Source organism: Nocardia sp. CA-128927 (assembly GCF_050955855.1).
GTDB lineage: Bacteria > Actinomycetota > Actinomycetes > Mycobacteriales > Mycobacteriaceae > Nocardia.
In genome coordinates this window covers 347,812-372,556 of the sequence record NZ_CP192087.1, presented here as the reverse complement: position 1 = coordinate 372,556, position 24,745 = coordinate 347,812, and the positions used below count along the sequence as shown (strand labels likewise).

At 66.0% G+C, this 24,745-nt stretch carries 23 protein-coding genes; 9 read left to right on the top strand and 14 right to left on the bottom strand.

The window, feature by feature from the left end:
* Positions 1-19: 19 nt before the first annotated feature.
* The 3 genes from ACQPW1_RS01775 to ACQPW1_RS01765 form a co-directional block, all read right to left on the bottom strand.
* The gene (locus ACQPW1_RS01775; RefSeq protein ID WP_433661028.1) at positions 20-448 is read right to left on the bottom strand and encodes a hypothetical protein; all 429 of its coding nucleotides are present in this window, start codon (positions 446-448) and stop codon (positions 20-22) included.
* Positions 449-461: 13 nt separating this feature from the next.
* The gene (locus ACQPW1_RS01770) at positions 462-749 is read right to left on the bottom strand and encodes an MBL fold metallo-hydrolase (protein WP_433661027.1); all 288 of its coding nucleotides are present in this window, start codon (positions 747-749) and stop codon (positions 462-464) included.
* A gap of 482 nt (positions 750-1,231) precedes the next feature.
* A complete protein-coding gene (locus ACQPW1_RS01765; protein ID WP_433661026.1) occupies positions 1,232-2,215 on the bottom strand; it encodes an adenosine deaminase in 984 nt (327 codons plus the stop codon).
* A gap of 245 nt (positions 2,216-2,460) precedes the next feature.
* Between ACQPW1_RS01765 and ACQPW1_RS01760 the strand changes: the two genes are divergently transcribed.
* Positions 2,461-3,303 (top strand): ADP-ribosylglycohydrolase family protein, encoded by an 843-nt coding sequence (locus tag ACQPW1_RS01760; protein WP_433661025.1) that lies wholly within the window; start codon positions 2,461-2,463, stop codon positions 3,301-3,303.
* Positions 3,304-3,316: 13 nt separating this feature from the next.
* On the opposite strand, the gene ACQPW1_RS01755 is transcribed toward ACQPW1_RS01760, so the two are convergent.
* Positions 3,317-4,084: a helix-turn-helix domain-containing protein gene (locus tag ACQPW1_RS01755; protein WP_433661024.1), complete on the bottom strand. Its 768-nt coding sequence runs from the start codon at positions 4,082-4,084 to the stop codon at positions 3,317-3,319.
* Positions 4,085-4,112: 28 nt separating this feature from the next.
* Here ACQPW1_RS01755 and ACQPW1_RS01750 point away from each other — a divergent pair, with 28 nt between their 5' ends.
* Positions 4,113-4,490, top strand: coding sequence for a hypothetical protein (locus ACQPW1_RS01750; protein ID WP_433661023.1), 378 nt, complete (start codon positions 4,113-4,115; stop codon positions 4,488-4,490).
* Between the two features lie 39 nt (positions 4,491-4,529).
* Here the strand turns inward: ACQPW1_RS01750 and ACQPW1_RS01745 are convergent, their stop codons facing one another.
* The 4 genes from ACQPW1_RS01745 to ACQPW1_RS01730 all read right to left on the bottom strand — a co-directional run bounded on the left by ACQPW1_RS01745 (position 4,530) and on the right by ACQPW1_RS01730 (position 10,403).
* Entirely contained in the window at positions 4,530-5,753 is a 1,224-nt protein-coding gene (locus ACQPW1_RS01745; RefSeq protein ID WP_433661022.1) for a cytochrome P450 family protein, read from the bottom strand.
* 10 nt (positions 5,754-5,763) lie between these two features.
* Positions 5,764-7,032 carry a cytochrome P450 gene (locus tag ACQPW1_RS01740; protein WP_433661021.1) on the bottom strand — a complete coding sequence of 423 codons (1,269 nt, stop codon included), beginning with the start codon at positions 7,030-7,032 and terminating at the stop codon, positions 5,764-5,766.
* 360 nt (positions 7,033-7,392) lie between these two features.
* Positions 7,393-9,747: a protein kinase domain-containing protein gene (locus ACQPW1_RS01735; protein WP_433661020.1), complete on the bottom strand. Its 2,355-nt coding sequence runs from the start codon at positions 9,745-9,747 to the stop codon at positions 7,393-7,395.
* Between the two features lie 170 nt (positions 9,748-9,917).
* Positions 9,918-10,403, bottom strand: coding sequence for a hypothetical protein (locus ACQPW1_RS01730; RefSeq protein WP_433661019.1), 486 nt, complete (start codon positions 10,401-10,403; stop codon positions 9,918-9,920).
* Positions 10,404-10,580: 177 nt separating this feature from the next.
* Between ACQPW1_RS01730 and ACQPW1_RS01725 the strand changes: the two genes are divergently transcribed.
* Both ACQPW1_RS01725 and ACQPW1_RS01720 read left to right on the top strand, forming a co-directional pair.
* A complete protein-coding gene (locus ACQPW1_RS01725; RefSeq protein ID WP_433661018.1) occupies positions 10,581-11,054 on the top strand; it encodes a GNAT family N-acetyltransferase in 474 nt (157 codons plus the stop codon).
* 51 nt (positions 11,055-11,105) lie between these two features.
* Positions 11,106-11,747 carry a class I SAM-dependent methyltransferase gene (locus tag ACQPW1_RS01720; RefSeq protein ID WP_433661017.1) on the top strand — a complete coding sequence of 214 codons (642 nt, stop codon included), beginning with the start codon at positions 11,106-11,108 and terminating at the stop codon, positions 11,745-11,747.
* Between the two features lie 24 nt (positions 11,748-11,771).
* On the opposite strand, the gene ACQPW1_RS01715 is transcribed toward ACQPW1_RS01720, so the two are convergent.
* A complete protein-coding gene (locus ACQPW1_RS01715; protein WP_433665589.1) occupies positions 11,772-13,304 on the bottom strand; it encodes a wax ester/triacylglycerol synthase domain-containing protein in 1,533 nt (510 codons plus the stop codon).
* A 244-nt stretch (positions 13,305-13,548) separates the two neighbouring features.
* Between ACQPW1_RS01715 and qcrB the strand changes: the two genes are divergently transcribed.
* A complete protein-coding gene (gene qcrB / locus ACQPW1_RS01710) occupies positions 13,549-15,204 on the top strand; it encodes a cytochrome bc1 complex cytochrome b subunit (protein ID WP_433661016.1) in 1,656 nt (551 codons plus the stop codon).
* 144 nt (positions 15,205-15,348) lie between these two features.
* Here the strand turns inward: qcrB and ACQPW1_RS01705 are convergent, their stop codons facing one another.
* Positions 15,349-15,558, bottom strand: coding sequence for a DUF397 domain-containing protein (locus tag ACQPW1_RS01705; protein ID WP_357379921.1), 210 nt, complete (start codon positions 15,556-15,558; stop codon positions 15,349-15,351).
* Positions 15,559-15,977: 419 nt separating this feature from the next.
* Between ACQPW1_RS01705 and ACQPW1_RS01700 the strand changes: the two genes are divergently transcribed.
* The 3 genes from ACQPW1_RS01700 to ACQPW1_RS01690 are packed head-to-tail and all read left to right on the top strand — an operon-like array spanning position 15,978 to position 18,184.
* Entirely contained in the window at positions 15,978-16,460 is a 483-nt protein-coding gene (locus ACQPW1_RS01700) for a DUF309 domain-containing protein (protein WP_433661015.1), read from the top strand.
* Positions 16,461-16,508: 48 nt separating this feature from the next.
* A complete protein-coding gene (gene gluQRS, locus ACQPW1_RS01695; protein WP_433661014.1) occupies positions 16,509-17,426 on the top strand; it encodes a tRNA glutamyl-Q(34) synthetase GluQRS in 918 nt (305 codons plus the stop codon).
* Positions 17,427-17,470: 44 nt separating this feature from the next.
* Positions 17,471-18,184: an RDD family protein gene (locus ACQPW1_RS01690; protein WP_433661013.1), complete on the top strand. Its 714-nt coding sequence runs from the start codon at positions 17,471-17,473 to the stop codon at positions 18,182-18,184.
* 76 nt (positions 18,185-18,260) lie between these two features.
* On the opposite strand, the gene ACQPW1_RS01685 is transcribed toward ACQPW1_RS01690, so the two are convergent.
* On the bottom strand, positions 18,261-18,797 hold the full coding sequence (locus tag ACQPW1_RS01685) for a DUF4190 domain-containing protein (protein ID WP_433661012.1): 537 nt from the start codon (positions 18,795-18,797) through the stop codon (positions 18,261-18,263).
* Between the two features lie 32 nt (positions 18,798-18,829).
* Between ACQPW1_RS01685 and ACQPW1_RS01680 the strand changes: the two genes are divergently transcribed.
* A complete protein-coding gene (locus ACQPW1_RS01680) occupies positions 18,830-19,606 on the top strand; it encodes a queuosine precursor transporter (RefSeq protein ID WP_433665588.1) in 777 nt (258 codons plus the stop codon).
* A gap of 51 nt (positions 19,607-19,657) precedes the next feature.
* Here ACQPW1_RS01680 and tgt read toward each other — a convergent pair whose 3' ends face one another.
* The 3 genes from tgt to ACQPW1_RS01665 form a co-directional block, all read right to left on the bottom strand.
* Positions 19,658-20,902: a tRNA guanosine(34) transglycosylase Tgt gene (gene tgt, locus ACQPW1_RS01675; protein WP_433661011.1), complete on the bottom strand. Its 1,245-nt coding sequence runs from the start codon at positions 20,900-20,902 to the stop codon at positions 19,658-19,660.
* A gap of 107 nt (positions 20,903-21,009) precedes the next feature.
* A complete protein-coding gene (locus tag ACQPW1_RS01670; RefSeq protein WP_433661010.1) occupies positions 21,010-22,929 on the bottom strand; it encodes an ABC transporter ATP-binding protein in 1,920 nt (639 codons plus the stop codon).
* A complete protein-coding gene (locus ACQPW1_RS01665; RefSeq protein WP_433661009.1) occupies positions 22,926-24,659 on the bottom strand; it encodes an ABC transporter ATP-binding protein in 1,734 nt (577 codons plus the stop codon). The genes ACQPW1_RS01670 and ACQPW1_RS01665 overlap by 4 nt, the downstream gene beginning before the upstream one ends.
* Positions 24,660-24,745: the final 86 nt, after the last annotated feature.

The window sequence follows — 24,745 nt, the reverse complement described above, 5'->3', positions numbered from 1 at the left end:
TGCAGCCCTTACCGTTTCATCAACGGGTCGTCGGACTCTCGTGCGCCGATGTCGCGGGCAGTGTGGTACCTGGCCAGGGCAATCTCGATGCGACGATCGACGAGGCCGCACCCTGCTGCGCCTCGGTCAAACGCGGCCGCGCCAAGGCAGGTACCCAGGAAGTGGCGCCCTTGCGGTCGCGGCGGACTGTGCCGAAAACCACGTCGGCGAAATGGATTCCGGCCGCGAGGTCGCCGGTGTCGGCGAGCTCGTCGACGAGCTGACGGCGCTGGACCACCCCGCGAACCGGATCCAGATCCGCGGCGCACGCCCACTCGGGGTGGCGGATCTGGATGGGCGAATGCAGAACGTCACCGAAGACGCGCATCGTTCGCCCGCGCGAGGTCAGCGTGTATCCGCTATGGCCCGCGGTATGCCCGTCGGTCAGGACGGCGGTGACGCCCGGCACGAGTTCTGCTCCGTCACTGACGGTTTCGACGCGCGGCGCCAGCACCGAGGATCTGGGCGAGGTCGATCTTTCCCTTCGCCCAGGGCGCCATGCGCTCGAGCAACTTCTCGAACTCCTCTGGTGTCAGCGCGTTCCACCAGGCCCACTCCGGAGCGGGGATGCGCAGCCGGGTCTGCGCGAAGGCCGGGTGCAGCGCCCAGCCGATGTGGTCGATGTGCATGTGCGTGATGGCGATCGCGTCGAGCCGCTCCGGGCGGATACCGACGTGCGCGAGGTTGTCGAGCAGTGCGCCGCCACGCAAGGCGCCCGGTCAGCGGGTTGGCAGGGTCCGCCGGCACCGAGATGGCGCCGACGCCCGCATCGATCAGCAGGCGATGGGCCCTGGTTTCCACCAGCAGCCCACCGATTCCGGCGACCAGACATCCATCGGGGCCGAGGTAGTGGGCGTGCGTGCGCCAGTCGGCGGCGGTGGTCTCGGGTAGCCAGCCGCGTGGGCGCAGACCGACCATGCCATCGGGCACATAGGTGACGCGCACGTCGCCGAGTCGCAGCGATCGCAGTCGCGGCGGGCGGCGCAGCCGTATGCCGCGGTACGCCGGCGGAAATAGGTTCATCTGTATTGCCCCCTCCGGTGATGCGGCGGCCGCGAGTGAATGCGCCGCCGCATGCCCCTCATTCGATACTTCGGCGGCTGGATCGCGCCGACATGCTCATGATCCGGGAGGGTGGTCGGAGTGCCTTGGATAAACCTGCTACGGGCCCTTGGCATTTCCACCAGGTAGGTCAGAAGCGGTAAGCGTCGACCTCGCCGAGATAGCGCGCGCGAGTGTCCGCGTCGATGAACGAAGCCTCGAAGGAATTGCGGGCCAGGGTGCGCAACTGATCAACGCTCAGGTCCAGGGCATCCCGGATCCCGTCGAAGTTGTCGTGCACATACCCACCGAAGTAGGCCGGGTCGTCGGAGTTCACCGTGGCGAGCAGGCCGAGTTCGAGCATCTGCCGCAGCGGATGGTCGGTCAGCTTGTCGATCACCCGCAACCGCACATTGGAGAGCGGGCACACCGTCAACGGGATCCGCTCCCGCACCAGGCGCGCGACCAACGCCGGATCCTCCAGCACGCGGATCCCGTGGTCGATCCGCTCGACGCGGAGCACGTCCAGCGCCTCGGCCACATACGCCGCCGGTCCCTCCTCGCCGGCGTGCGCCACCGCGCGCAGCCCCAGCTCGCGAGCCCGGTCATAGACCGCGGCGAACTTGGCGGGCGGATGCCCGACCTCCGCCGAATCGAGCCCGACGGCAACGATCCGATCCAGATACGGCTCGGCCGCGCGCAAGGTTTCCAGAGCGGACTCGACCGAGAGATCGCGCAAGAAGCACAGGATGAGCTTCGTCGTGATGCCGTACCGCCGCTCGCTGTCGCGCAGCGCCTGCCACAAGCCGTCGATGACGGTCGAGAAGGGCACCCCGCGCGCGGTGTGCGCCTGCGGATCGAAGAAGATCTCGGCGTGCCGGACCCCCGCGGCCTGCGCGCGCACCAGATAGGCCTCAGCCAGCTCGGTGAAATCCTGCTCGACCCGCAGCACATCCGTCAGCCGGTAGTACAGATCGAGAAACGACTGCAGATCCTCGAACCGGTAGGCGTGGTGCAACTCGTCCACCGAAGCGAACGGCAGCTGTGCCCCGTTGCGCTCGGCCAGCGCGAACGCCAGCTCCGGCTCCAGCGTTCCCTCGATGTGCAGATGCAGTTCGGCTTTCGGTACGGGCATTCCGAGGATCCTAGCCTCGGTCGGTGGCTGGCATGCCACGTGCGGACGACCGGCGATCATGTCAGGAGCGGCGACTCTCGAGACGAGTTGCCCACGTCACAGTACGTCGCCTCGCCTTGTCCGGCGGTCGCGCGGGCCAACACGATATTGGCCGGTTTCACATCACGCCCGCATGCATCGTCGAGGCAATACTAGCTGCGAGATATCCTGCCGCACTCTAGAATCGGGCGCTGGGAGGGGATTGCATGCTGGTCGAGTTGGCCGTGGGGGACGCCTATGGCGCTGGTTTCGAGTACGCGAATCCGAGGCTTGTCGCCGAACACAACACGTTGGCCGGGTACATCCAACATCCGACACATCTCGGTGTCCGGCCGGGTGCGTACACCGATGACACCCAGATGACCTTGGCGATCGCGGAACTGCTGGTCTCGGGTGAGCCGTGGGAGCTGGCGCAGTTGGCCGAACACTTCGTGCGGGCCTATCACCGTGATCCGCGTGACGGCTATGCCACTCGTTTCCAGCAGTTCCTCGACACCGTGCATACCGGCGCGGACCTGTTGCGCCGCATCGACCCGTCCAGCGACAAGAGCGGATCCGCGATGCGGGCCGGCCCGATCGGGCTGCTGCCAACCGTCGACCAGGTGCTGCATTACGCGGAAGTCCAGGCGCGCGTCACTCACGACACCCCCGCCGGAATTTCGGCGGCACAGGCCGCCGCGCTGGCCGTGCACTACTGCCATCGACAGCTCGGGCCGGTATCCGACCTACCCGACTGGATCGGTGCTCGACTCGACCCGAGCTGGGCCAAGCCGTGGCGCGGCAAGGTCGGCTCGAAGGGCTGGATGAGCGTGCGTGCCGCGCTGACCGCACTCACATCGAGCAACAGACTCAGCGAAATCCTGCACACCTCAGTCGCTTTCACCGGCGATGTCGACACCGTCGCGACGATCGCACTAGCCGCCGGATCACGTTCGCCGGAAATCGAGCAGGACCTGCCGAACGCCTTGCTGATCGGACTCGAAAACGGCCCTTTCGGAAGTGACTACCTACGACACTTGGACACACGCCTGCTCGCGAACTTTGCCTAGCCGCGAAACAGCGCTAATCGAGCACGACGATTTGGACACCACCGGCGAGCAGTCCGCTTGGGGTGAGTCCGCACATGGCGTGGAAGGTATCGCTGAAGTGCGAAGGGCTGGCGAAACCCGCGTCCGCGGCTGCGGTCGTGAGATCGGCACCCTTCGCAACAGCACGGCCGACGCTGAGCATGCGCGCCCACATCCGATAACGGCGGAAGCTGGTGCCCGCGTGCAGGGCGAACAGGTGCAGGAACCGCGAGGTCGACAGGTGCGCCTCGGCGGCTAGTTCGGCAGCCGAGTTCGGCCGAGCCGGGTGGGCTTGCAGCGTCGCCGCAGCCGCCGCGATCCTGCCGTCGATCTGCGCCGCGCCGGGACCGCAGGCCAAGTCGATCGCGGCCTTGGGATCGAAATCCGGTTGTGTGGCAAGGCTTTTCAGGTCGGTTTCATCGCGGTGGTCCAGCCCGAATCCGGCGGAGCGAGTGGTCATCCGATCCCAGCATGTCTTCGCCTGCGGCGAGCTGGGATCGATGTAGCAGAACAGCATCTGCTCGCCGTTGGCCACGATCTGATGGACCATGCGGGGCGGAATCACCGCGCTACCAACGGTCTTCTCCAGCCCGTCGGCGCGCAGCGTGAACGGCGCGTCGAGGCCGACCGCCAAACAGTGCACCGAGCCGCAGTGCGCGTCGAGCCGCAGCGACGGGCCCCGATACACGGCATGACCCGGCCACAGCCACACGGTCGCGAGACAGCGTGTTTCTGGAAGTGCCGCGCCACCCATACTCGCCATGCTTGCACGACCTACGGAAAGGGCGGATATGCGATTCGAATACCTCGCGCAGGCAGTGCTGGTGCTGATCGGTGTGATCCATGTGGTCCCCGGCATCGTCGCCTGCACACCTCGCCGCGCTGTCGCGGTTTACGGCACCGATCTCGGCAATCGCGACCAAGAGCTGCTGTTGCGGCATCGCGCACTGCTGCTCGCGCTGGTCGGAGCCGGAGTTATCGTCGGCGCCTTCGTTGCCCCGATTCGAGTTGCTGCGATCATCGCGGCCGCGATCAGCATGAGTAGCTTCGTCGCGCTCGCGCTCACCGTCGGATTCCGCGAGCTCAACGAAAAGGCCAAGCGCGTGGCGTGGGTGGACGTGTTCGCGCTGGTCGGCCTCGCGATTGCAGCCTTGGCATTCATCGAGTGAAGGTGGGGTGCCGTTGGACGGCACCCCACGCCGGTAGATCTACTCCCCCAGGTACACCGGTAGTTGGCGGTGGCCGTTGGAGACGAAGCTGCCCACGGGCTGCAACTCCGCCGGGTCTACCGCCAGCCTGAGGTTGGGGAAGCGCTCGAAGAGGGCGGGGAGGGCGATCGCCGCTTCGAGGCGGGCCAGCGGGGCGCCGATGCAGTGGTGGGCGCCGTGGCCGAAGGACAGGTGGTCCTTGTTGGTGCGGTGTATGTCGAACCGGTCGGCCGTTGCGCCGTGCAGGTTCGGGTCGCGGCCGGCGCCCGCGTAGGAGGCGAGGATGGCCTCCCCCTTGGGGATTCGGATGTCGCCGATGTCGATGTCGTCGACGGCGTAGCGCAATGGCAGGTGCGCGACCGGTGCCTCGTAGCGCAGTGTTTCCTCCACCACGTCGGACCAGGGCACTCGGCCCTCGACCACGTCGGCGCGTTGCTCGGGGTGGGTCAGCAGCGCGAAGATCGCCTGGTCGAGGAGGTTGACGGTGGTTTCGTGACCCGCGTTGATGACCAGCATGAGGGTGTCGACGAGTTCCTTCTCGACCAGCTGTGAGCCGTCGTCCTCGGCGCGGGTGGCGATCAAAACGCTGGTGACGTCGTCGCCGGGCGTCTCGCGCCGGTAGGCGACGAGTTCGCTGATGAGCCGGTACATTTCGAGGTAGTTGGCTTGTGCCTGCTCGGGCGTGAACGAGGTGTCGAAGAATCCGTCGACGCATTTGTGCAGGCCGCCGCCCAGATGTTCGGGCACGCCCATCATCTCGGTGATCACCTGGATCGGCACCGGGTACGCGAATCCCGCACGGAGGTCTACTGATTCGCCGGGCAGAGTGGCCGCCAGGGCGTTCAGCAGGTTCTCGGTGATCGCCTCGATTCGCGGGCGCAGCGCCGTGGTGCGGCGGTGGGTGAACGCGGGCGAGACCAGTTTCCGGAGCCGCCGATGGTCCGTGCCGTAGGCGGTGAACATGTTGTCCACCGCGACCCAGGGCAGCAACGGCCATGCCTCGGTGATCTCGCCGTTGATGAACGAAGACCAGTGCTGCCGAGGATCTTTGGACACGCGCGGATCCGCAAGCAGGCTCTTGAGCACGGTCGCGTCGGTGGCCGACCAGGCGGGCACGCCGCCGGGTAATTCCACTACCGCGACGGGCCCGCGCGCCCGGATCCGCGCGGACTCGCCTTGGATGTCGGCACCGGTCGTGTCCAGAACTATCGGTTCATGCTCCATCGGACGCTCCTTACATCATGTTCAACGGAGGGGACTTGGGGAAGACGACCGGCAGTGCCGCGACCGCGCGGTGGAAAGGCCCTGGCCGCCACACCAATTCGTGCGCGGGCACCGCGAGTTCCATCTCGGGCAGCGCGTCGAGCAGCTGGTCGATGGCGTCCTGCACGATCAGGTAGGCAACGGATTTGGCCGGGCAGGCGTGCGGTCCGGCGGCCCACGCCAGGTGCGAGCGGTTGCCGGTGCGGTCGCCGCCGCGGATCTCGGGGTCGTTGTTGCAGCCTGCGAGGCTGATCAGGACCGGCTGGTGCGCGGGTAACCAGTTGTTGTCGATCAGGATCGGCTGCCTCGGGTACGAGGTGCAGAAGTTCGCCATCGGCGGGTCGTTGAACAGGACCTCGTCCAGCGCGTCGCGGGTCGACAGGCTGCCGCCGAGGACGTCACCGCCGAAGCGGTCGTCGGTGACCATCAGGAGCAGGGTGTTGATGATCAGGTTCTGCTGCGGTTCGATGCCCGCGCCGTAGAAACTGATCAGCTGGCACAGCATTTCGGTGTCGTCGAGTTCGGCCGGGTGATGCGCTAGTCGGGAGGTGACGTCGTCGCCGGGCTCCGCGCGCCGCAGGCCGATCAGCTCCAGCAGCGCCTCGCTGAGCATCTGCATGCCCTGGGCGGCGTTGACGGTGTCGAACAGCGCGGCCATGCCGGTTGCGACCCGCTGGCCCAATTCCGCTGAGCAGCCCACCATTTGGTTGAGCACCTCGAAGACCAGCGGAAACGCGTATTGGGTCACCAGGTCGGCCGAGCCGGTCTGGCAGAAGGTGTTGATCAGCGGGATAGCAATGCGCTCGACGGTGGAATGCAGGGCGTGCAGGTCGATTCCGTCGATGGCGGCGGTGTATGCCTGCCGATAGCGGGCGTGCGCGGCGCCGCTGTTGCGCAGCGCGTTCGGGTACCACTCCATCATCGGCTTGATGGGTGAGTCGTCGGGGATGTGCTGCTGCCAGGTCCGCGGATCGGCCGGAAAGTGCTCGGGGTCGTTGAGGATTCGCAGCGCGGCCTGGTAACCGACCACCAGCGTCGCCGGTACATCCGGGGCCAGCTCGATCGGCACCAGCGAGCCGTACTGGCGGCGCATCTCGGCGTAAGCGCGATGCGGATCGGCGGCGAACTCCGGGGTGTGCAGCAGCACTCGGGGGCCATCGGTATCGATGGGTGATCCGTGTTGGACGGGGCAGACCCCAGGTGCGGCGTTGTCGGACACGGTGAATGGTGACGTGGTCAAGGACGTGACTCCAGACGGTCGGTGCGCGGGCACGCGGCTCGGTCACGTGCCTCGGGAAAGGTCGGAGGTGTATCAGGTGTCAACCGACCATAGGTGACCATTGCTAACGATTGCACGTCGAGGACCGGAATGCTGTGCGGTAAACGCAGATTCACCGTGCCCACCTCACAGTCCCTGCTGGACACGCGATTTCGACGAGTGAAACACCGTTCGAATCCGGAAAGTCCTGGCAGCCGCCCAGAACCTGACGGCTCACTCACGGTAGCAGCATTGCGACAAAGTCTCCCTCGATGCAGCAACAGGTTGCAGGAGGTGCGGAGTGGCAAACATGCTGCGCTACCTGGAGACAGACCGAGGTAGTTACTTGACCTTGTAGAGCCAGGTTTGGGGTGTTGCCAGTTCGCCGGTGGTGGACCAGCGGTAGGTGCGGGCGAGGCCGGTGCCCTCGTAGCCGCGGAGGTAGTCGATGAGGTCGGCGCGGGAGGCGCGGTCGGAGGTGATGCCCTGCAAGAGGATGGTGGTGAGGTCGTAGGCCTCGACGGAACTCGGGCCGGGGGCATGACCATTGAGAGCCTGGTAGTCGCTGGCGAACTGAGTGACCACCGGGCCGCAAGAGCAGGACACGAGTGCGGCTGCCGACGAATCGCCTGCCTGGGCAATGAAATCCGGGGTTACGGTGCTTTCCGCGGAGACGAAGGGGGCGGTGATGCCCGCTTGCCTCAGCTGCTTCAGCAGTACAGCGGCCGCTTCGTAGAAGCCGGAGTAGAAGATCGCGTCCGGCTTGGCGACGGCGATATCTGTTGTCACCGTGGTGAAGTCACGGTCGTCCTTGCCGATGTTCGCCGCGCAGTTCGGGTCGGCGGCCGAGCCGAGGCTGGAGACGGCACTGCCCGCCAGGCTTCTGCCGTAGCCGGTCTTGTCCTGGATGACGCAGATCTTGCGGAAGTGAGCGGTGTTGACCAGGTACTTCGCCAGCGCGGTGCCCTGGACATCGTCGGCGGCCAAGCCGCGGAAGAAGGAGTGCCAACCGTTGGTGGACAGCGCGGGGTCGGTCGCCGACGGGGTCAGGAACGGGAGCCCCGCATCGTTGAAAACCTTTCCGGCGGCCTGGATTTCCGTGGAGAACACCGGACCGATCAGCGCGACGATCGACGGGTCGTTCACGATCTGCGCGGCCACTCCCGCGGCGGCCTGAGAGCCGCCCGCGGAGTCGAATTCCCGCAGTGCGACATGGCATCCCGGGTTCGCCTTCGTGAACTGGTCGATGGCCAACTTCACGCCGCCGTCGGCGCTGCCACCGGCGCCTGCGTCGGAGCCGGTGAAAACGGCTGTCGTGGCGATGGTTACCGGCGCGCACGTCGCCTTACCATCGCCAGCCGGAGTGTTGGCGGCGCTCGGTTTCGCGACTTCCTTGCCTTGGAGGTCGACCTGCGTCACGGGCTCGATGGCGCGGGGCGCACCGGCAGTGCCCGGAGCGACGGCCCCAGACCAGTCGATCGGCCGCGATGCGCCGGGACCGGATGGTGTGGTCGGCGACGACGGCGTGCGGGATCCCGTATTGCCCCAGATGATTCCCACCACGACCGCGGCCACGACGAGTACCGCCGCCCCGGCGATACCGGCATTGCGCGCGGTTCGCCCGGCAGGACGTCGTTCTGCCAGCGCCTGCTGCGGGTCTTCAGTCGACTCCGCCCATTGCGTGCGCTGACTTGGCTCCTGCTCTGGCGCAACCGATTCCGACTGCCGCGTGGGCTCATTTGCCCGGCGCGTCGGCTCGTTCGAGGCCTGTGTGCGCGGGGGCACCCATGATTGCGGCACGGTAGGAGGGGCGTGGCCGGTTGTCGACTCGCTCGGGGATCGGCTGGCCGAGTTGGCAGTTGCGCCGGGGGTCAGTGCTCGGCGTACTGCGGTGGCGAATTCCGAGCAGGAGTCGAAACGTTCGGCGGGCTGCTTGGCCAGGGCCTTGGTCAGGACCGCGTCTATGGCGGGCGGTAGGGATGGGCGGCGGGTGGTGATCCGGGGCGGGGGTTGTTGGAGGTGGCCGGCGATCATTGCGGCGGGGTTGTCCGCGGCGAAGGGGGCGGTGTTGGACAGGAGCCAGAAGAGGGTGCAGGCCAGGGCGTATTGGTCGGATCGGTGGTCGACGGCGGCGGCTGAGAGTTGTTCGGGGGACGCGTAGGCCAGTGTGGCGGCGAACATCCCGGTTCGGGTCAGTTGGTGGGAGTCGTCGCGCAGGCGGGCTATGCCGAAGTCGGTCAACAGGACTCGCTCGTCCTGACCGGCGGTCGCGCGGGCCAGCATGATGTTGGCCGGTTTCACGTCGCGGTGCAGGACGCCAACGGCGTGTGCGTAGTCGAGGGCCTTCGCCGTCTCGGCGATGATCTCGACGGCACGGGCCGGGTCCAGCGAGCGGGGGTCGAGGACCCCGGCGTCGATGCCGTCGACGTACTGCATGGAAATCCAGCGGACGCCGTCTTCGACGCCGCGGTCGTACACCGCAACGATATTCGGGTGGTCCAGCTGTGCGACCAGTTCCGCCTCGCGCTCGAACCGTGCGCGCATTTCGTCGTTGGCGTGCAAGTCCGGGCTGAGCAGCTTCAGCGCGATTCGGCGGGGCAGCCGCGGATGGCGCGCGAGATATACCGAACCCATACCGCCGCGACCCAGCTGGCGCTCGATCACGTACCCGGCGAAAACCTCACCAGCGCGCAGCATCCCGTCCTCTCAGACGTCGAGTCACCCGACCACATCCCGCTCGACCGGCTCGCTGCCGATCCTGAGCCGAATCGATCATCCGCGCAGGTGGCCGCCCCGATCCGAGCACGCCGGTCGTTCACCCGGCCATCGTAGCCTGCGTGTTTCCAGGCTGGATGACCGTGAATGCGCTAGCTGGACCCGCTGGAGCCTGGCTTGTCGCCCGGCACAATGACTTCCTGGTCGGGTGCCTTTCGTTGATCCCGTGAGGTCGCCGACGAGCCGCAGTAGCCGCTGAGGCGGTAGCGGTCCGCGGGAAGATCGTGCCGGGTTACTTGAATGGTCCGCCCTGCGGGTGCGTAGCCGGTGCCGTCGTGTTCGGCGAACTCGTGGACCGACGTATCGAGGCCGATGATGGCGTAACAGATGCCGGTCGCGTTGGGGTTGCGAATCGTCGCGGTGATCTCGTGCGGGCCGGTGGCGACGAAGGTGAGTTCCGGTGGCTGATATTCGACCGGGGCCGCGCCTGCGCCGGTCGTCGAAGTCAGCGAGAGCACGCCTGCTGTCACGATGAGGCCGACCACCAGGCCCGTGCGTTGAATCGAGAACTTCACGTCGAATCCCCCATAACTCGGCATATCGGCCCGCGCGGTGACGGCGTTCGGACCTGTTACCACTCCCCCAGTAGGAGCCCGCGTCGCACAGTCTGCCAGAGCGGAGCGGCGGTCTGCGCGGTCAATTCATAAGTGGCACACTCATTTTGAGTGTTGCACGACATCGGCAGGCTAGCGCTGCAGGAATTCCGTTGACCTGGGCATCGCCGGTCCAGGAGGCTCGGTGTTGTGGACAGGGATATGGCGACGGTCAGACTCGAGCCGCTGACGGAGGACAACCTCACGCTGCTGCTCGAGGCGGCGGTTGCCGATGCGGATCCGTTGGAGGTGATGCCGCCGGTGGCGGGTGAGCCGGGGTGGAATGCGGAGCGCCGGCAGGCGTTTCTCGAATTCCATCGTGGGCGGGCGCTGCTGGCGGAGGTGCCGGTGGAGTACACGTATCTGATTGCGGTGGATGGTCGGGTGGTGGGGGCGGCGCGGTTGCAGCCCGGCGCGGAAGGGTTCGAGGCGGGGGTGTGGATCGGTCGTTCGGATCGCGGGCGTGGTGTGGGCCGGGCCGTGGCCGAGCAGCTGCGGGTGGTTGCGGTGGAGATCGGGGCGCGCCGGGTTGTGGCTGTCACCACGGTTGACAACTCGGCAGCGCGCAGGCTGCTCGGGGCGGCGACGTCGACGGTCAGCGGCGACACGGTGACGGCGACGCTAACGCTCGACTAGTGCCGTCGGCTCGGCAGCGATGCTCGGAAATCCTGTGGCAGAGTGGGATTGATGGCTGGACTCGAGTGGAACCACAACACCTTCTACCACCGGTTTCTCGTGCGGCAACTGCCGAAGCCGTGCGCTCGGGTGCTGGATGTCGGGTGCGGGTCCGGTGCGTTCGCGGTCGAGCTGGCGCGGCATGCCGAACAGGTGGACGCCATCGATCGGTCACCGGTGATGATCGATGCCGCGAAGCAGGCGACGCCGGGCAATGTCACCTGCATTCTCGGGGACGTGCTGGAGCAGCCGCTGCCTGCGGCGAGCTACGATGCGATCGTGTCGATCAGCACGTTGCACCATATGCCGCTCGACAAGGCGTTGCCGGTCTTGGCTGACGCGCTGCGGCCGGGCGGGGTTCTCGCCGTCGTTGCGTTGCCGCGGGCGGACGTTGCTCGGGAACTGCCGGTGGAATTCGCGGCGGCGGTCGGTCATCGGGTTCTCGGGATCGGGTTTGCGGTTCTCCGTAGGTTCGGTCGCGGGAAATGGCATGCCATCGAGCCGAGTCACAGTGCTATGCCGGTGGTGATGGATCCGCCGCTGACGACTCGTCAGGTGCGGCAGCAGGCGGCCGCGATCCTGCCCGGGGCGCGGGTGCGGCGGCTCGTTTACTGGCGGTACTCACTGGTGTGGCACAAACCCGCCGAGGGCTAGATACCGAATTCTGCTGTAGCGCAATTACTTCAAGCTTTGCGCTGCCTCGTCCAACGCGGCACCCAGCAGCTCCGCGTAAACGTCGAGATCCGGAAGTGTCGCGGTATCCGCATGGAGTGAGATCGTGACTGTCTCGCCGAGTCCGTGCACACCGTGGGTCAAGCGCATGACCGAGCCGATCGCCGGGAAGCCGCCGGTGAAGCAGACCCGGCCGCCGAAGGTGAGGTTCGCCGGGCCGCGGTGCACGCTGGAAACGACCGTGTGTCCGGCGATCGAATCGGGCACCGCATCAAGGGGATAGCGGGCGATATCGCGGCGGAGCATCGGTGCGGGGACGACGGCGGTGACGCGATCCTGCGCCATCAACAGGGGATGCTGTGCACGTAAGCGCCGGTCGGCCATGGCCGCGGCGATCTTGTCGGCACGAAGGCGGAGATCGGGTTCATCGATGCAGAGATCGACACTGAGGCTGCGATAGTTGTTGCGCGCGTTCGGCATTGCGGTGTCGGACAGCGCCATGGGCACCTGCGCTCCGAGCCGCTCCACCGGACCGCCCCGTTCTTCGAGGTAGCGCGCGAGCGCGAGCGACACGGCGGTCAGCACGACAACAGTCACCGTGCGTTCAGGAACACGCAACGATGCGGCCTCGCACACGATCATTCGCACCTGATGAGCCGAATCCGCGTCCACCGCAGCCTGATTGACCAGGCTGGGCGGAAAGTCAGGCCCGGGCGGCGGCAGCCGACCCGCCGTGGTGAGCCCGGCAAGCTCCTGCTGCGCGCGAAACGCCTGATAACCACGGAAAGCCGTCCGGGCCAGCCGAATCGGCATTCGTGGCACCGCCAACACCGCATCCACTGGCGCGGAGGTCGCTAAACCGATCGGAACGCGAAGCAGATCAGCCGCCGAATCCCCGAGCGTGGCAGAAGGTCCGAATTCGGCCACCTCGGCACCGGCCGACTTCGCATCGACCGCCCTGGAACCGAACGACCTCGCGCGCGCCACCAAGGCGGCCAGCGCCCGCGCTCCGGGCAGTCGATCGGTGAGCGGAACGCCCACCATGGGCTCCGGTGTTGCGCCAACTTCCATGTCCGCCTCGGCAAACAGCGCCCGCGCGATTTCGGCGGCGCGACGACCATCAGCGAGGGCATGCGACATCTGCAGAACCGCTACGAGTGCCGGGCTCGTGTGTTCCTGCGCAGGCGCATCAGTGATGCCGCGGAACACGTGCAATCGCCACGGCCGCACCGCCGCATCCACCCCGGTATCGACCACCTCGCCGAGCGCGGCCTGAAGGTGCGCCCAATCCGGCTTCGGCAGCACATGCTCGACGAACTGATCGGGGGTGAACTCGCACGGCACCCATGACGGGTAGTCGAGATCGCGCGGCACGGAACGCGCCCGGACCCGCAGGTCGGCGATTCGCGCGCTACGTTCGCCGACGAAGGCGCGCAGATCCGCGGACGGGCACCCGCTGTCGGTGAAGCAGTACAGCAGGAACAGATCGTTACGAGTACGGCCCGACAGCCAGTACATCGTCGCGTCCTGCGGCGCCATCGAACTCACCGCCCGACACTATCGAACCCGCCAGTCAGCGGCTCGCGCCCAACGGGACATGACCGCGGCAATCGTCGAGAAGGTCCGCCCTCATGTCCCGTTCGAGAGCAGAGTTGACGACGGGCGAGCGGCGAATGATCTTGGTCTGCAAGTAGATCCGGGAAAAGCTATCGATTCCGTACGGGGTACCTGCTACCGTCTGTAGTAGAACGCATACCACTCTCCCAGGGGCGGGGTGTCGACCATGGCAACTCAACTCGGTCGCAAGGTCAGCGCGCAGGCGAATTCCGCCGACGAGCGATATCAGGCCGCCAACTTCCTCAAGCGCTCGATCAACAAGGTCTTTCCGACGCACTGGTCGTTCTTGCTCGGCGAGATCGCGCTGTACAGCTTCATCATCCTGCTGCTGTCCGGCGTGTATCTGACCTTGTACTTCGACCCGTCCATGACCGAGGTGGTCTACGACGGCTCCTACCAGCCGTTACGCGGCGTGACCATGTCGCGGGCCTACGAGACGGCGCTGAACATCTCGTTCGAGGTGCGTGGCGGATTGTTCGTGCGGCAGGTACACCATTGGGCCGCACTGCTTTTCGCGGCGTCGATCATCGTGCACCTGTTCCGGGTCTTCTTCACCGGCGCGTTCCGCAAGCCGCGTGAGGCGAACTGGGTGATCGGCTCGCTGTTGCTGATCCTGGCGATGTTCGAGGGGTACTTCGGCTACTCGCTGCCCGACGACCTGCTCTCGGGGACCGGCCTGCGGGCGGCGTTCTCGTCCATCACGCTCGGCATCCCGATCATGGGCACCTGGATGCACTGGCTGATGTTCGGCGGCGACTATCCGGGCACCATCATCATCCCGCGCCTGTTCATCGCGCATGTGCTGCTTTTCCCCGGCATCATGCTCGCACTGATCGCGGCACACGTCGCGCTGGTCTGGTACCAGAAGCACACCCAGTTCCCCGGTCCGGGCCGCACCGAGAACAACGTGGTCGGCGCCCGTATCGTGCCGGTGTTCTCGCTGGATCAGGGCTCGTTCTTCGCGTTCACCCTCGGCATCGTCGCCATCATGGGCGGGTTGTTGCAGATCAACCCGATCTGGAACATGGGCCCGTACAACCCTTCTCAGATCTCCTCGGGTTCACAGCCGGACTTCTACATGATGTGGACCGACGGCATGATGCGCCTCATCCCGCCATGGGAGCTATATCTGGGCCGCTATACGGTGCCCGCCCCGGTGTGGGGCGCGCTGATCATGGGCTTGGTGTTCACGGTACTGATCACCTATCCGTGGATCGAGAAGCGGCTCACCGGCGACAGGGACGTCAACCACAACCTGCTGCAACGCCCGCGTGACGTGCCGGTGCGCACCGCGATCGGTGCGATGTCGATCGCGTTCTATGTCGTGCTCACATTGTCGTGCGTGAACGACATCGTCGCCTACAAGTTCGACATCTCGCTGAACGCGACGACCTGGATCGGCCGGATCGGCATCCTGCTGGTCCCGCCGCTGGCCTACTTCGCGGCCTATCGAATCTGCCTGGGTCTGCAACGCGGCGACCGGGAGGTGCTGGCGCACGGCGTCGAGACCGGCGTGGTCCGGCGACTGCCGCACGGCGAGTACATCGAGCTCCATCAGCCGCTCGGCCCGGTGGACGACCACGGTCATCCGATTCCGCTGGAGTACCAGGGCGCGCCGGTGCCGAAGAAGATGAGCAAGCTCGGCTTGGCGGGCAAGCCGGGGACCGGCAGCTTCTTCCGGGCCGATCCGTGGCAGGAGTCCGAGCGCAATCACGAGACCGACCACGAGGAAGAGCGGCGGCAGCTCGCGGTGCTACGGAATTACCAGGAACGCGGTAGCCGGGATGGGAACGGCTCGGGCGGTAACGGCTCGGCCCGATAGCCGACGGCCATTAGCTGACGCACGCGCATTATCCCGACACGCAAGTATTCGGACGCCGGAAAACCCCGGTGCCCGAATATTGCGAAGGCCCCGAGTCCGTGCCGACCCGGGGCCCATAGTGCCTGTTCAAGCGACCTGCTGTTATCAGGCGCGACCGAACTCCCCCTGCGCCACTCCAGTTAGGAATGCATCCCACTGACCCGGGGCAAACGCCAGTACCGGGCCATATCCGTTGTCCTTGGTGTCACGGACCGCGATTTTGCCGTCGACCAGAAAGGCGACTTCCACACAGTTCCCATCAGGGCCGCTGTATGTGCTCTTGCGCCACACAGCATCCGTCAAATCAACCTCCACGGCACTAGCTCCTTTGCTGCGTCGAGAACGAGATTTCTTCTGACATCGTTCAACTAGCACCGGCACCCGGCCAAGCAACGCCGAATCCCCTGTGCGCCTATCGGAAGCACGCAACTACACGGTGCGTCGTTATCGCACTGTACGTCGGGGTGGAATACACCCCACGAGGTTGCCCCCGCGCGATAAACACTAGCAGGTCGTTCGAAAGTTTGCCCGCCTCTTGCTTATTGAATCATCGCAATTGCCAAGTTTGCGAAGATGAAATGTTGCGGAAACATTGCCAGCAGGTATCGACCATTCCCTTGATCGGTCAACCGCAAACTTTTCGGCCGATGTGATTGCTCCGTGATCCGTGATTGTTTCTTTCTGTGGACACTGGCGCATCGACGCCACCGCCGGGGGCGGGCATGATGGAAGGCATGGTTGACCGCGATCGCGACGACGCAGGTCGCGCCCATAACTCTCGTCCGCGTGACCGATTGGGCCGTCCGCTACCACCCGGCAGTGTCGGAGTTGCCCGAATTCCCGACGATCTGGACCTACCGCCACAGCAAACCCTCACCTTCGCTCAGCAACTGCTGGACGACGGTTTGGCATTCAACGCGCACGAGGTATTAGAGGCCGCATGGAAGAACGGACCGTTCGCCGAGCGGATGCTGTGGCAGGCACTTGCCCAGCTTGCTGTCGGCGTCACACACATCCAGCGCGGTAATCCCAAGGGCGCGCGCACCCTGCTCACCCGTGCGGTCACCCGGCTGACCGAGTACCGGCCAGCCGACGGCGCGGACACGTACGGCATCGACCACGCCGGACTGATCTCACACTCCCAGGCACTGATCGACGCCCTGGACGCGCAGACACCGATCTCGCCGGAGGAGCTGACGCCGCAGCTGCGCGGCTGATATCTACGATGGGCACCGTGTCCACGTCATCGCGCCCGAGCCAGGCCCGTGCCTGAGCCGGGTGCGGGCCGGTACGCGCCGAGCCCGTCCGGGGATCTGCACGTGGGAAACCTGCGCACGGCACTGCTCGCCTGGGCCTTCGCCCGCTCGACCGGTCGGCGCTTCCTGATCCGGGTGGAAGATCTGGACCGAGTCCGCCCGGGCGCCGAACAGCGGCAGCTGGACGACCTGGCCGCGATCGGCCTCGACTGGGACGGCCCGGTGGTCCGGCAATCCGAGCGTCTGCCGTACTACCAGGCAGCCATCGACCGACTCACCGCCGCCGGACTCACCTACGAATGTTTCTGCACGCGAAGAGAAATCCAGCAGGCGGCAACGGCGCCACACGGCCCGCTCGGCGCCTATCCGGGCACCTGCCGCGCCCTGACCGACCAGGCACGCACCAGGTTTCGCGAAGAAGGCCGTCCGGCCGCGCTGCGTTTGCGTGCCGCGGCAACCGAATTCGAGATCATCGACGACCTGCACGAGCGCTACCGCGCACCGGTGGATGACGTGGTGCTGCGGCGCGGCGACGGCATCCCGGCCTACAACCTCGCGGTGGTGGTCGACGACGCGGCGCAGGGCATCGATCAGGTGGTGCGCGGCGACGACCTGCTACCGTCCACCCCGCGTCAGGCCTATCTCACGACACTGCTCGAGCTTCCGGTGCCGCACTATGCCCATGTTCCACTGGTTCTCAACGCCGAGGGACAACGTCTGGCAAAGCGCGACGGTGCGGTGACCCTCGCCGATCAACGCGCGCTCGGCAACACGCCCGACCAGGTCGTGGCCGCGCTGGCCCACTCGCTCGGCTACCTGGCGACCTCGGCGGCGGAGTTGCTGGACAGCTTCGACCCGGCACATCTGCCGCGCGAACCGTGGATACTCGACGGGAATGGGTTGTTGCAACGCAGTCGATGTCCGTAACGTACGCATTCGTCCAACTACTGATCACTCGACGAGGACAAACTATGACAAGCGGTGGGTACGACCCCAACCAATATCCGCAGGGCGGGCAGCCGTATGGGCAGCAGCCGTACCCGCAAGGCGGCCAGCAGCATCCGCAGGGCGGGCAGCAGTTCCCGCAAGGCGGCCAACAGTTCCCCCAGGGCGGCCAGCAGTACGGTCAGCAGCCGCCGCAATACGGCCAGCAGCCCCCGCAGTATGGCCAGCAGCCCCAGTACGGCCAGCAGCCGCAGTACGGCCAGCCGGATCAGTACGGCCAGTACCCGCAGCAGCCGGGCGGTTTCAACCAGTACGGTGGGCAGCCGGGTGACCTCGGCACCCGCATCGGTGCGCGCGTCATCGACGCACTCATCCTCTACATTCCGTACCTGATCATCTACTTCCTGGTGAAGAACAGCTTCGGGCTGATCATCGGCCTCGGCCTGGTCTGGACCCTGGTGCAGCTCGCCTACTTCGTCGGCATGGAGACCTCGCAGGGCACCACCATCGGCAAGAAGGTGCTGGGCCTGAAGGTGCTCGCCCCCGGCGGCGCGGCCAAGATCGAGCCGGTCACCTCGCTGAAGCGCAACGTGTTCATCGCGGCGAGCATCATCCCGTGCGTCGGTGGACTGGTCTCGCTCGGCCTCGCCATCTACATCATGGTCACCATCTCGCAGGACCCGAACAAGCAGGGTTGGCACGACAAGTTCGCCGGTGGTACCCAGGTCGTCAAGTCCTGACGCCGATCGGCTGAAGACACGCGCAGGGGCGCACCCGTTATCGGGTGCGCCCCTGACGTTTTGGTGGGGGTCGCGGCTACGTAGTGCCTGCGACGAGCACGACGACGAACCACAGGATGGCGAGCACGATCGCGCCGACGCCGATCCAGATACCGGCCAGCGCCATGCCTTTGCCTTCCTGGCCGCTCTGCTTGACCTGGTTCAACGCGATGACGCCGAGGATGATCCCGACGATCGAGCCGAGGCCACAGGTGACGAACCCGGCCAGCGAGGAGATCAGCGCGCCGATCGCCATGCCGTTGGTGCCCTGCGACTGCGGCACCCCGTACGGCTGATAGGCGGGCTGGTAACCGTAGTTCGGCGGCTGGCCATACGGCTGCTGAGGCTGCTGCCCATACGGTTGTTGCGGCTGCTGATAGCCCGGGTATTGCTGTTGCGGCGGCGGCGTCATGGGCTGGGCGGGCTGTTGCGGGTACTGCGGCGCCGACGGGTACCCCGATGGCTGTTCAGCGTTCGGGTATTGCGGAACCGAGCTCTGCGCACCGGATTCCGGCGATACGCCTTGGCCGCCGTACTGTTTCCACCATTCGTCGGAATCGCCGGGATTCGTCATTGCTACAGGGTATTCCACAACCTGGTTGGATGATGCGGGTGAGTGAGCCGAATAAAACCGAAGTCCCCGAATCTGGGCACCCCGCGCCGGACCATGCGGCATTCGCCCAGGTAGCGCGGGGGTACTACACACCGATCGTGGCGTTGTTCACGGCGACGCTGATCATCTCTAACATCTGTGCGACCAAGGGCGTGCAGTTCTTCACCGACCACTCGGTGCAGCTCGGGCCCATCGAGGTGCTACCGATCAGCACCGACGGCGCCTGGTTCCTTTTCCCCCTGGCCTACATCCTCGGCGACGTGCTGAGCGAGATCTACGGCTTCAAGTCCGCGCGCCGGGCCATCTACTACGGCTTCGCCATCCTGCTGCTGGTCGCGGTGTGCTTCAAGATCGCGATCGAGTTGCCCGCAGCGTCGTTCTACGAGAACCAGGACGCGTTCCGCACCGTCATCGGCACCACGCCACAGCTGGTCGCGGCGGGCCTGGCCGGCTATTTCGTCGGCGAGATGCTGAACTCCGCGACGCTGGTGCTGATCAAGGAACGAACCAAGGAAAAGCACCTGTGGGCGCGCCTGATCGGCTCCACCGTGGTCGGCGAGTTCGGTGACACGCTGATCTTCTGCTCGATCGCGGCCACCGCCATCGGCATCGACTCGTGGAGTCAGTTCGTGAACTACGTGATCGTCGGCTTCCTGTGGAAGACGCTCGCGGAGATCATCGTGCTGCCGATCACCTATCGAGTGATCGCCTGGCTCAAGAAGCACGAACCGACCTATGCACCGAGCAAAGAACCCGCGCTACTCAGCTGAAAGATGTTGGCGGCCACCGAACTTCACGCTGTGGAGTTCGGGGCCACCGGATTACGGGGTCGGAATGCGGCCCTTCCAGCGCCCCAGCGTCTCGGCCTTGTGTTCGTCGAAATAGCCGCCCTCGATGCTTGCGCGAATACGGTCGACCAGCCGAATGGTGTAGCGCTCGTTGTGGATTGTGCACAGGGTGGCCGCGAGGATTTCCTTGGCCTTGAACAGATGGTGCAGGTAGGCGCGGGTGTAATTGGCGCAGGTGTAGCAGTCGCAGGTGTCGTCGATCGAGGTGAAGTCGCGCCGGAACCGGCTGGTGTTGATATTGAATCGGCCCTCGGCGACATAGATGGCGGCATTGCGGGCGACCCGGGACGGGTTCACGCAGTCGAAGGTGTCGGCGCCGTGCTCCACCGCGGTGAAGATGTCCTCGGGCTCGCTGATGCCGAGCATGTGCCGCGGCTTGTCCTCGGGCAGCTCGTCGCAACACCAGCCGACGATGGTGCCGAGGTTGCTCTTCTCCAGCGCGCCACCGATGCCGTAACCGTCGAAACTCGTTCCCTCGCTACCGCGCAACGACTCCAGCCCGCGACAGGCCTTGCGCCGCAGGTCTTCGTACTGCGCGCCCTGGATCACCCCGAACAGCGCCTGGTACGGGCGGTGCGTGCGGGCCGCGGTCAGTCGTTCGTGCTCGTCGATGCAACGCTGCGCCCACTCGTGCGTGCGCTGCAGCGACTTCTCTTGGTAGCCGCGGGTATTGAGCAGGGTGGTGAGCTCGTCGAAGGCGAACATGATGTCGGCGCCGAGCTGGTGCTGGATGCCCATGGACACCTCGGGGGTGAACCGGTGCTTCGAGCCGTCCAGGTGCGAGCGGAAGGTGACGCCGTCGTCGTCGACGGTGGCCAGCCGCTCCTTGCCCTTCGCGATCACGTCGTCGCTGCGGACGTCGACCGCCTCCATCGCGAGCACCTTCTTGAAACCGACACCCAGCGACATCACCTGGAAGCCGCCGCTGTCGGTGAAGGTGGGGCCGGGCCAGTTCATGAACTTGCCGAGCCCGCCCGCCTCGTCCACGATGTCGGAGCCCGGCTGCAGGTAGAGGTGGTAGGCGTTGGCCAGCAGCGCCTGCGCGCCGATCTCCCGCATCGTCTCCGGCAGCACCGCCTTCACCGTCGCCTTGGTGCCCACCGGGATGAACGCGGGGGTGGCGATCGAGCCGTGCGGGGTGTTGATCACGCCCGATCGGCCGTGCCGCCCATCGAGGCGGGTACCGACGGTGAACGAGAAGGAACCGGGGTCTGACACCCGGACATCCTCCCAGGCACGAACACCCCGGCCGAAGGCGGTGGTCGGCAAGACAGCACAGGGGCCGCCCCGCCGATGCGAACGGCGAAGCGGCCCTTGATCTAGCGCTATACGTCGGCCGAGGCCGCCGCGAACTGTGCGTTGTAGAGGCGGTAGTAGGCGCCGCGCTCCTCCAGCAGGCGTTCGTGCGTGCCGTGCTCGACGATCCGGCCCGCCTCCATGACGACGATCAGATCGGCGTCGCGGATGGTGGACAGGCGATGCGCGATGACGAAGCTGGTGCGGTCGCGGCGCAGGGCCGCGGTCGCGTGCTGCACCAGCAGTTCGGTGCGGGTATCCACCGAGCTGGTCGCCTCGTCCAGGATCAGGATGGACGGCTTCGCCAGGAACGCCCTGGCGATGGTGATCAGCTGCTTCTCACCGGCGCTGACGCCGGAGCCCTCCTCGTCGATGACGGTGTCGTAGCCATCGGGCAGCGCGTGCACGAAACGGTCCACATAGGCGGCCCGCGCGGCGGCGAGGATGTCTTCCTCGCTGGCGTTCGGGTTGCCGTAGGCGATGTTCTCCCGGATGGTGCCCTTGAACAACCAGGTGTCCTGCAGCACCATGCCGATGCGGGAACGCAGGTTGTCGCGGGTGATCCGGGTGATGTCGACACCGTCGATGGTGATCGCGCCGGAGTCGAGCTCGTAGAACCGCATCAGCAGATTCACCAGCGTGGTCTTGCCCGCGCCGGTGGGACCGACGATGGCGACCACGTGGCCGGGCTCGGCGATCAGCGACAGCCGCTCGATCACCGGCTTCTCCTCCTCGTAGCGGAAGGAGATGCCCTCGAACTCGACCTCGCCGCGATCGACCGGCCGGGTATCGGCCGCGATCGGATCCGGGCTCTGCTCCTCGGCGTCGAGGATCTCGAAGATCCGCTCGGCCGAGGCGACGCCGGACTGCAGCAGGTTGGCCATCGCGCCGATCTGGGTGAGCGGCTGGCTGAACTGACGCGAGTACTGGATGAAGGCCTGCACCTCGCCGAGCGAGAGCTGACCCGTCGCCACCCGCAGGCCGCCGACCAGCGCCACCAGCACGAAGTTCACGTTCCCGAGGAACATGATCGCGGGCATGATCAGCCCGGAGATGAACTGCGCCTTGAAGCTCGACTGGTAGAGCTCCTCGTTGCGCTTGTCGAACTCCGCGCCGACCTCCCGGCTGCGACCGAACGCGGTGACGATCTCGTGCCCGGTGTAGGCCTCCTCGACCTGGGCGTTCACCAGACCGGTGTGCTTCCACTGGTCCACGAAGTGCGGCTTGGAGCGTTTCGCGATCAGTGCGGTGACGGTGATCGCGGCGGGCACGGTGAGCAGGGCGATCAGCGCCAGCATCGGCGAGATCCAGAACATCATCACCAGGATGCCGATCACGGTGAACACCGAGACGATCAGCTGACTCATCGTCTGCTGCAGGCTCTGCGACACGTTGTCGACGTCGTTGGTGACTCGGCTCAGCATGTCACCGCGCGGCTGGGAATCGAAGTAGCGCAACGGAAGTCGATGGATCTTGTCCTCGATGTCGCTGCGCAGCCGCTTGACCGTCCGGTTGATCACCATGTTCAGCAGGAAGGCCTGCAACCAGCCGAACACCGAGGCGCCGATGTAGAGCGCGAGCACCAGCATGAGCACATGGCCGACGGCGGTGAAGTCGATGCCGACGCCGGGCACGACATCCATCGCGCTGAGCATGTCGGCAAAGGTGTTGTCGCCCTTGGACCGCAGGTACTCGACCGCCTGATCCTTGGTGGTCCCCGGCGGGAACTTCAGCTGCTTGCCGACCACGCCGTCGAAGACGAGGTTGGTCGCCTTGCCGAGCATGTACGGGCCGAGCGTGTTCAGCACCACCGAGGTGATGGCGAGCAACACCACCAGCCAGACGAACTTCTTCTCCGGTGCGAGCCTGCGCAGCAGCCGCTTCAGCGACGGGCCGAACGACTTCGCCTTGGCATCCGGCGCACCGGGAGCCGGCATTCCTGGCCTCATCGCACCTCCTCCGCGCTCAGCTGGGACGAAACGATCTCTTGGTATTCCTTACAGTCCCGCATCAACTGCTCGTGACTGCCGATTCCGGCCATCTCGCCGTCCTCCAGCACCACGATCTGGTCCGCGTCGCGGATCGTCGTGATCCGTTGCGCCACAATGATGACCGCGGCATCCCTGGTCACCGGGCGCAGCGCGTCGCGCAACCTGGCATCGGTCGCCTGGTCCAGTGCGGAGAACGAGTCGTCGAACAGATAGACCCGCGGCTGCTTGACCAGTGCCCGCGCGATGGCGAGCCGCTGGCGCTGGCCACCCGAGACGGTGGTGCCGCCCTGGGCGACCGGAGTCTCCAAGCCCTGCGCCATCTCTCGAACGAAGTCGTCCGCCTGCGCGATCTCCAGCGCACGCCACAGGTCCTCGTCGGTGGCGTCCGGATTGCCGTAGCGCAGGTTGCTGGCCACCGTGCCGGAGAACAGGTAGGCCTTCTGCGGGATCAGGCCGATCTGTGCGCGCAGCAGCTCCAGGTCGATGTGCCGGACATCGGTGCCACCGAGGTAGACCGAGCCGTCGGTGACGTCCATCAACCGCGGGATCAGGTTGAGCAGCGTGGTCTTGCCCGAACCGGTGGAACCGACGATCGCGGTGGTCGTGCCCGGCTTCACCTGGAACCGAATCGCTTTCAGCACCGGCTTCTCCGCGCCGGGGTAGGCGAACTCGGCGAACTGGAAGTCGACATCGGCCGCGTCGCCCTTGAACGGCTGCGGCAGCTTCGGCGGCACCACCGAGGACTCGGTCTCCAGCACCTCGCCGATCCGGTCGGCCGAGACCGCGGCGCGCGGCGCCATCATGGCCAGGAACGACGCCATCATCACGGCCATCAGGATCTGCATGATGTAGGACAGCATCGCGGTGAGCGAGCCGATCTGCATGGTGCCCGCGTCGACGGCGTGCCCGCCGAACCAGATCACCGCCACCGCGGTGACATTGCTGATCAGCATGACCAGCGGGAACATCAGTGCCATCAGCCTGCCGACGCGCAACGCGGTATCGGTCAGCTCCGAGTTGGCGACGCCGAAGCGCCAGGTCTCCTGGCGTTCCCGGACGAAGGCGCGGACGACTCGGATGCCGGTGATCTGCTCGCGCAGTACCCGGTTCACCTCGTCGATCCTGGTCTGCATGTCCCGGAAGCCGGGCACCATCCGGCTGATGATCCAACCCATCGACAGCCCGAGCGCGGGCACCGCGATGAGCAGCAGCCAGGACAGGCCGAGATCCTCGCGCAACGCCATGATGATGCCGCCGATGCACATGATCGGGGCCATCACCAGGATGGTCGCCGACATCGCGATGAGCAGCTGAACCTGCTGAATGTCGTTGGTATTGCGGGTGATCAACGACGGCGCGCCGAACATGCCGACCTCACGCGCGGAGAAGGTGCCGACGCGATGCAGCAGCGCACCGCGCATATCGCGGCCCGCGCTCATCGCCGCCTGCGCGCCGAAGTACACCGAGCAGCCGGAGGCGACGATCTGTACGCCGGTGACCGCGAGCATCCGTAGACCGGTGCTCCAGATATATCCGATATCGCCCTTGGTTACGCCGTTGTCGATGAGATCGGCGTTGAGACTCGGCAGATACAACATCGCGATCACCGAGATCAACTGCAGCACAACGACCCCCGCCAGCTGGGCGCGGTAGGGGTACAGATAGGTGCGCAGAAGTCGAATCAGCATGATGAATCGCAGAATACCGGCGAACAGTGACGTGCGTCGCAAAGATTTCTGACCTGCATAAATGCCCTCCCGTCGAGGCGCTCAGC

Coding starts and splice junctions, on each gene's coding strand:
- ACQPW1_RS01765 (WP_433661026.1), bottom strand. CDS start 2,215: ATGCCCGTACCGAAAGCCGAACTGCATCTGCACATCGAGGGAACGCTG.
- ACQPW1_RS01760 (WP_433661025.1), top strand. CDS start 2,461: ATGCTGGTCGAGTTGGCCGTGGGGGACGCCTATGGCGCTGGTTTCGAG.
- ACQPW1_RS01755 (WP_433661024.1), bottom strand. CDS start 4,084: ATGGCGAGTATGGGTGGCGCGGCACTTCCAGAAACACGCTGTCTCGCG.
- ACQPW1_RS01750 (WP_433661023.1), top strand. CDS start 4,113: ATGCGATTCGAATACCTCGCGCAGGCAGTGCTGGTGCTGATCGGTGTG.
- ACQPW1_RS01745 (WP_433661022.1), bottom strand. CDS start 5,753: ATGGAGCATGAACCGATAGTTCTGGACACGACCGGTGCCGACATCCAA.
- ACQPW1_RS01735 (WP_433661020.1), bottom strand. CDS start 9,747: ATGCTGCGCGCTGGTGAGGTTTTCGCCGGGTACGTGATCGAGCGCCAG.
- ACQPW1_RS01725 (WP_433661018.1), top strand. CDS start 10,581: ATGGCGACGGTCAGACTCGAGCCGCTGACGGAGGACAACCTCACGCTG.
- ACQPW1_RS01720 (WP_433661017.1), top strand. CDS start 11,106: ATGGCTGGACTCGAGTGGAACCACAACACCTTCTACCACCGGTTTCTC.
- ACQPW1_RS01715 (WP_433665589.1), bottom strand. CDS start 13,304: ATGGCGCCGCAGGACGCGACGATGTACTGGCTGTCGGGCCGTACTCGT.
- qcrB (WP_433661016.1), top strand. CDS start 13,549: ATGGCAACTCAACTCGGTCGCAAGGTCAGCGCGCAGGCGAATTCCGCC.
- ACQPW1_RS01700 (WP_433661015.1), top strand. CDS start 15,978: ATGGTTGACCGCGATCGCGACGACGCAGGTCGCGCCCATAACTCTCGT.
- ACQPW1_RS01690 (WP_433661013.1), top strand. CDS start 17,471: ATGACAAGCGGTGGGTACGACCCCAACCAATATCCGCAGGGCGGGCAG.
- ACQPW1_RS01685 (WP_433661012.1), bottom strand. CDS start 18,797: ATGACGAATCCCGGCGATTCCGACGAATGGTGGAAACAGTACGGCGGC.
- ACQPW1_RS01680 (WP_433665588.1), top strand. CDS start 18,830: ATGCGGGTGAGTGAGCCGAATAAAACCGAAGTCCCCGAATCTGGGCAC.
- ACQPW1_RS01670 (WP_433661010.1), bottom strand. CDS start 22,929: ATGAGGCCAGGAATGCCGGCTCCCGGTGCGCCGGATGCCAAGGCGAAG.
- ACQPW1_RS01665 (WP_433661009.1), bottom strand. CDS start 24,659: ATGCTGATTCGACTTCTGCGCACCTATCTGTACCCCTACCGCGCCCAG.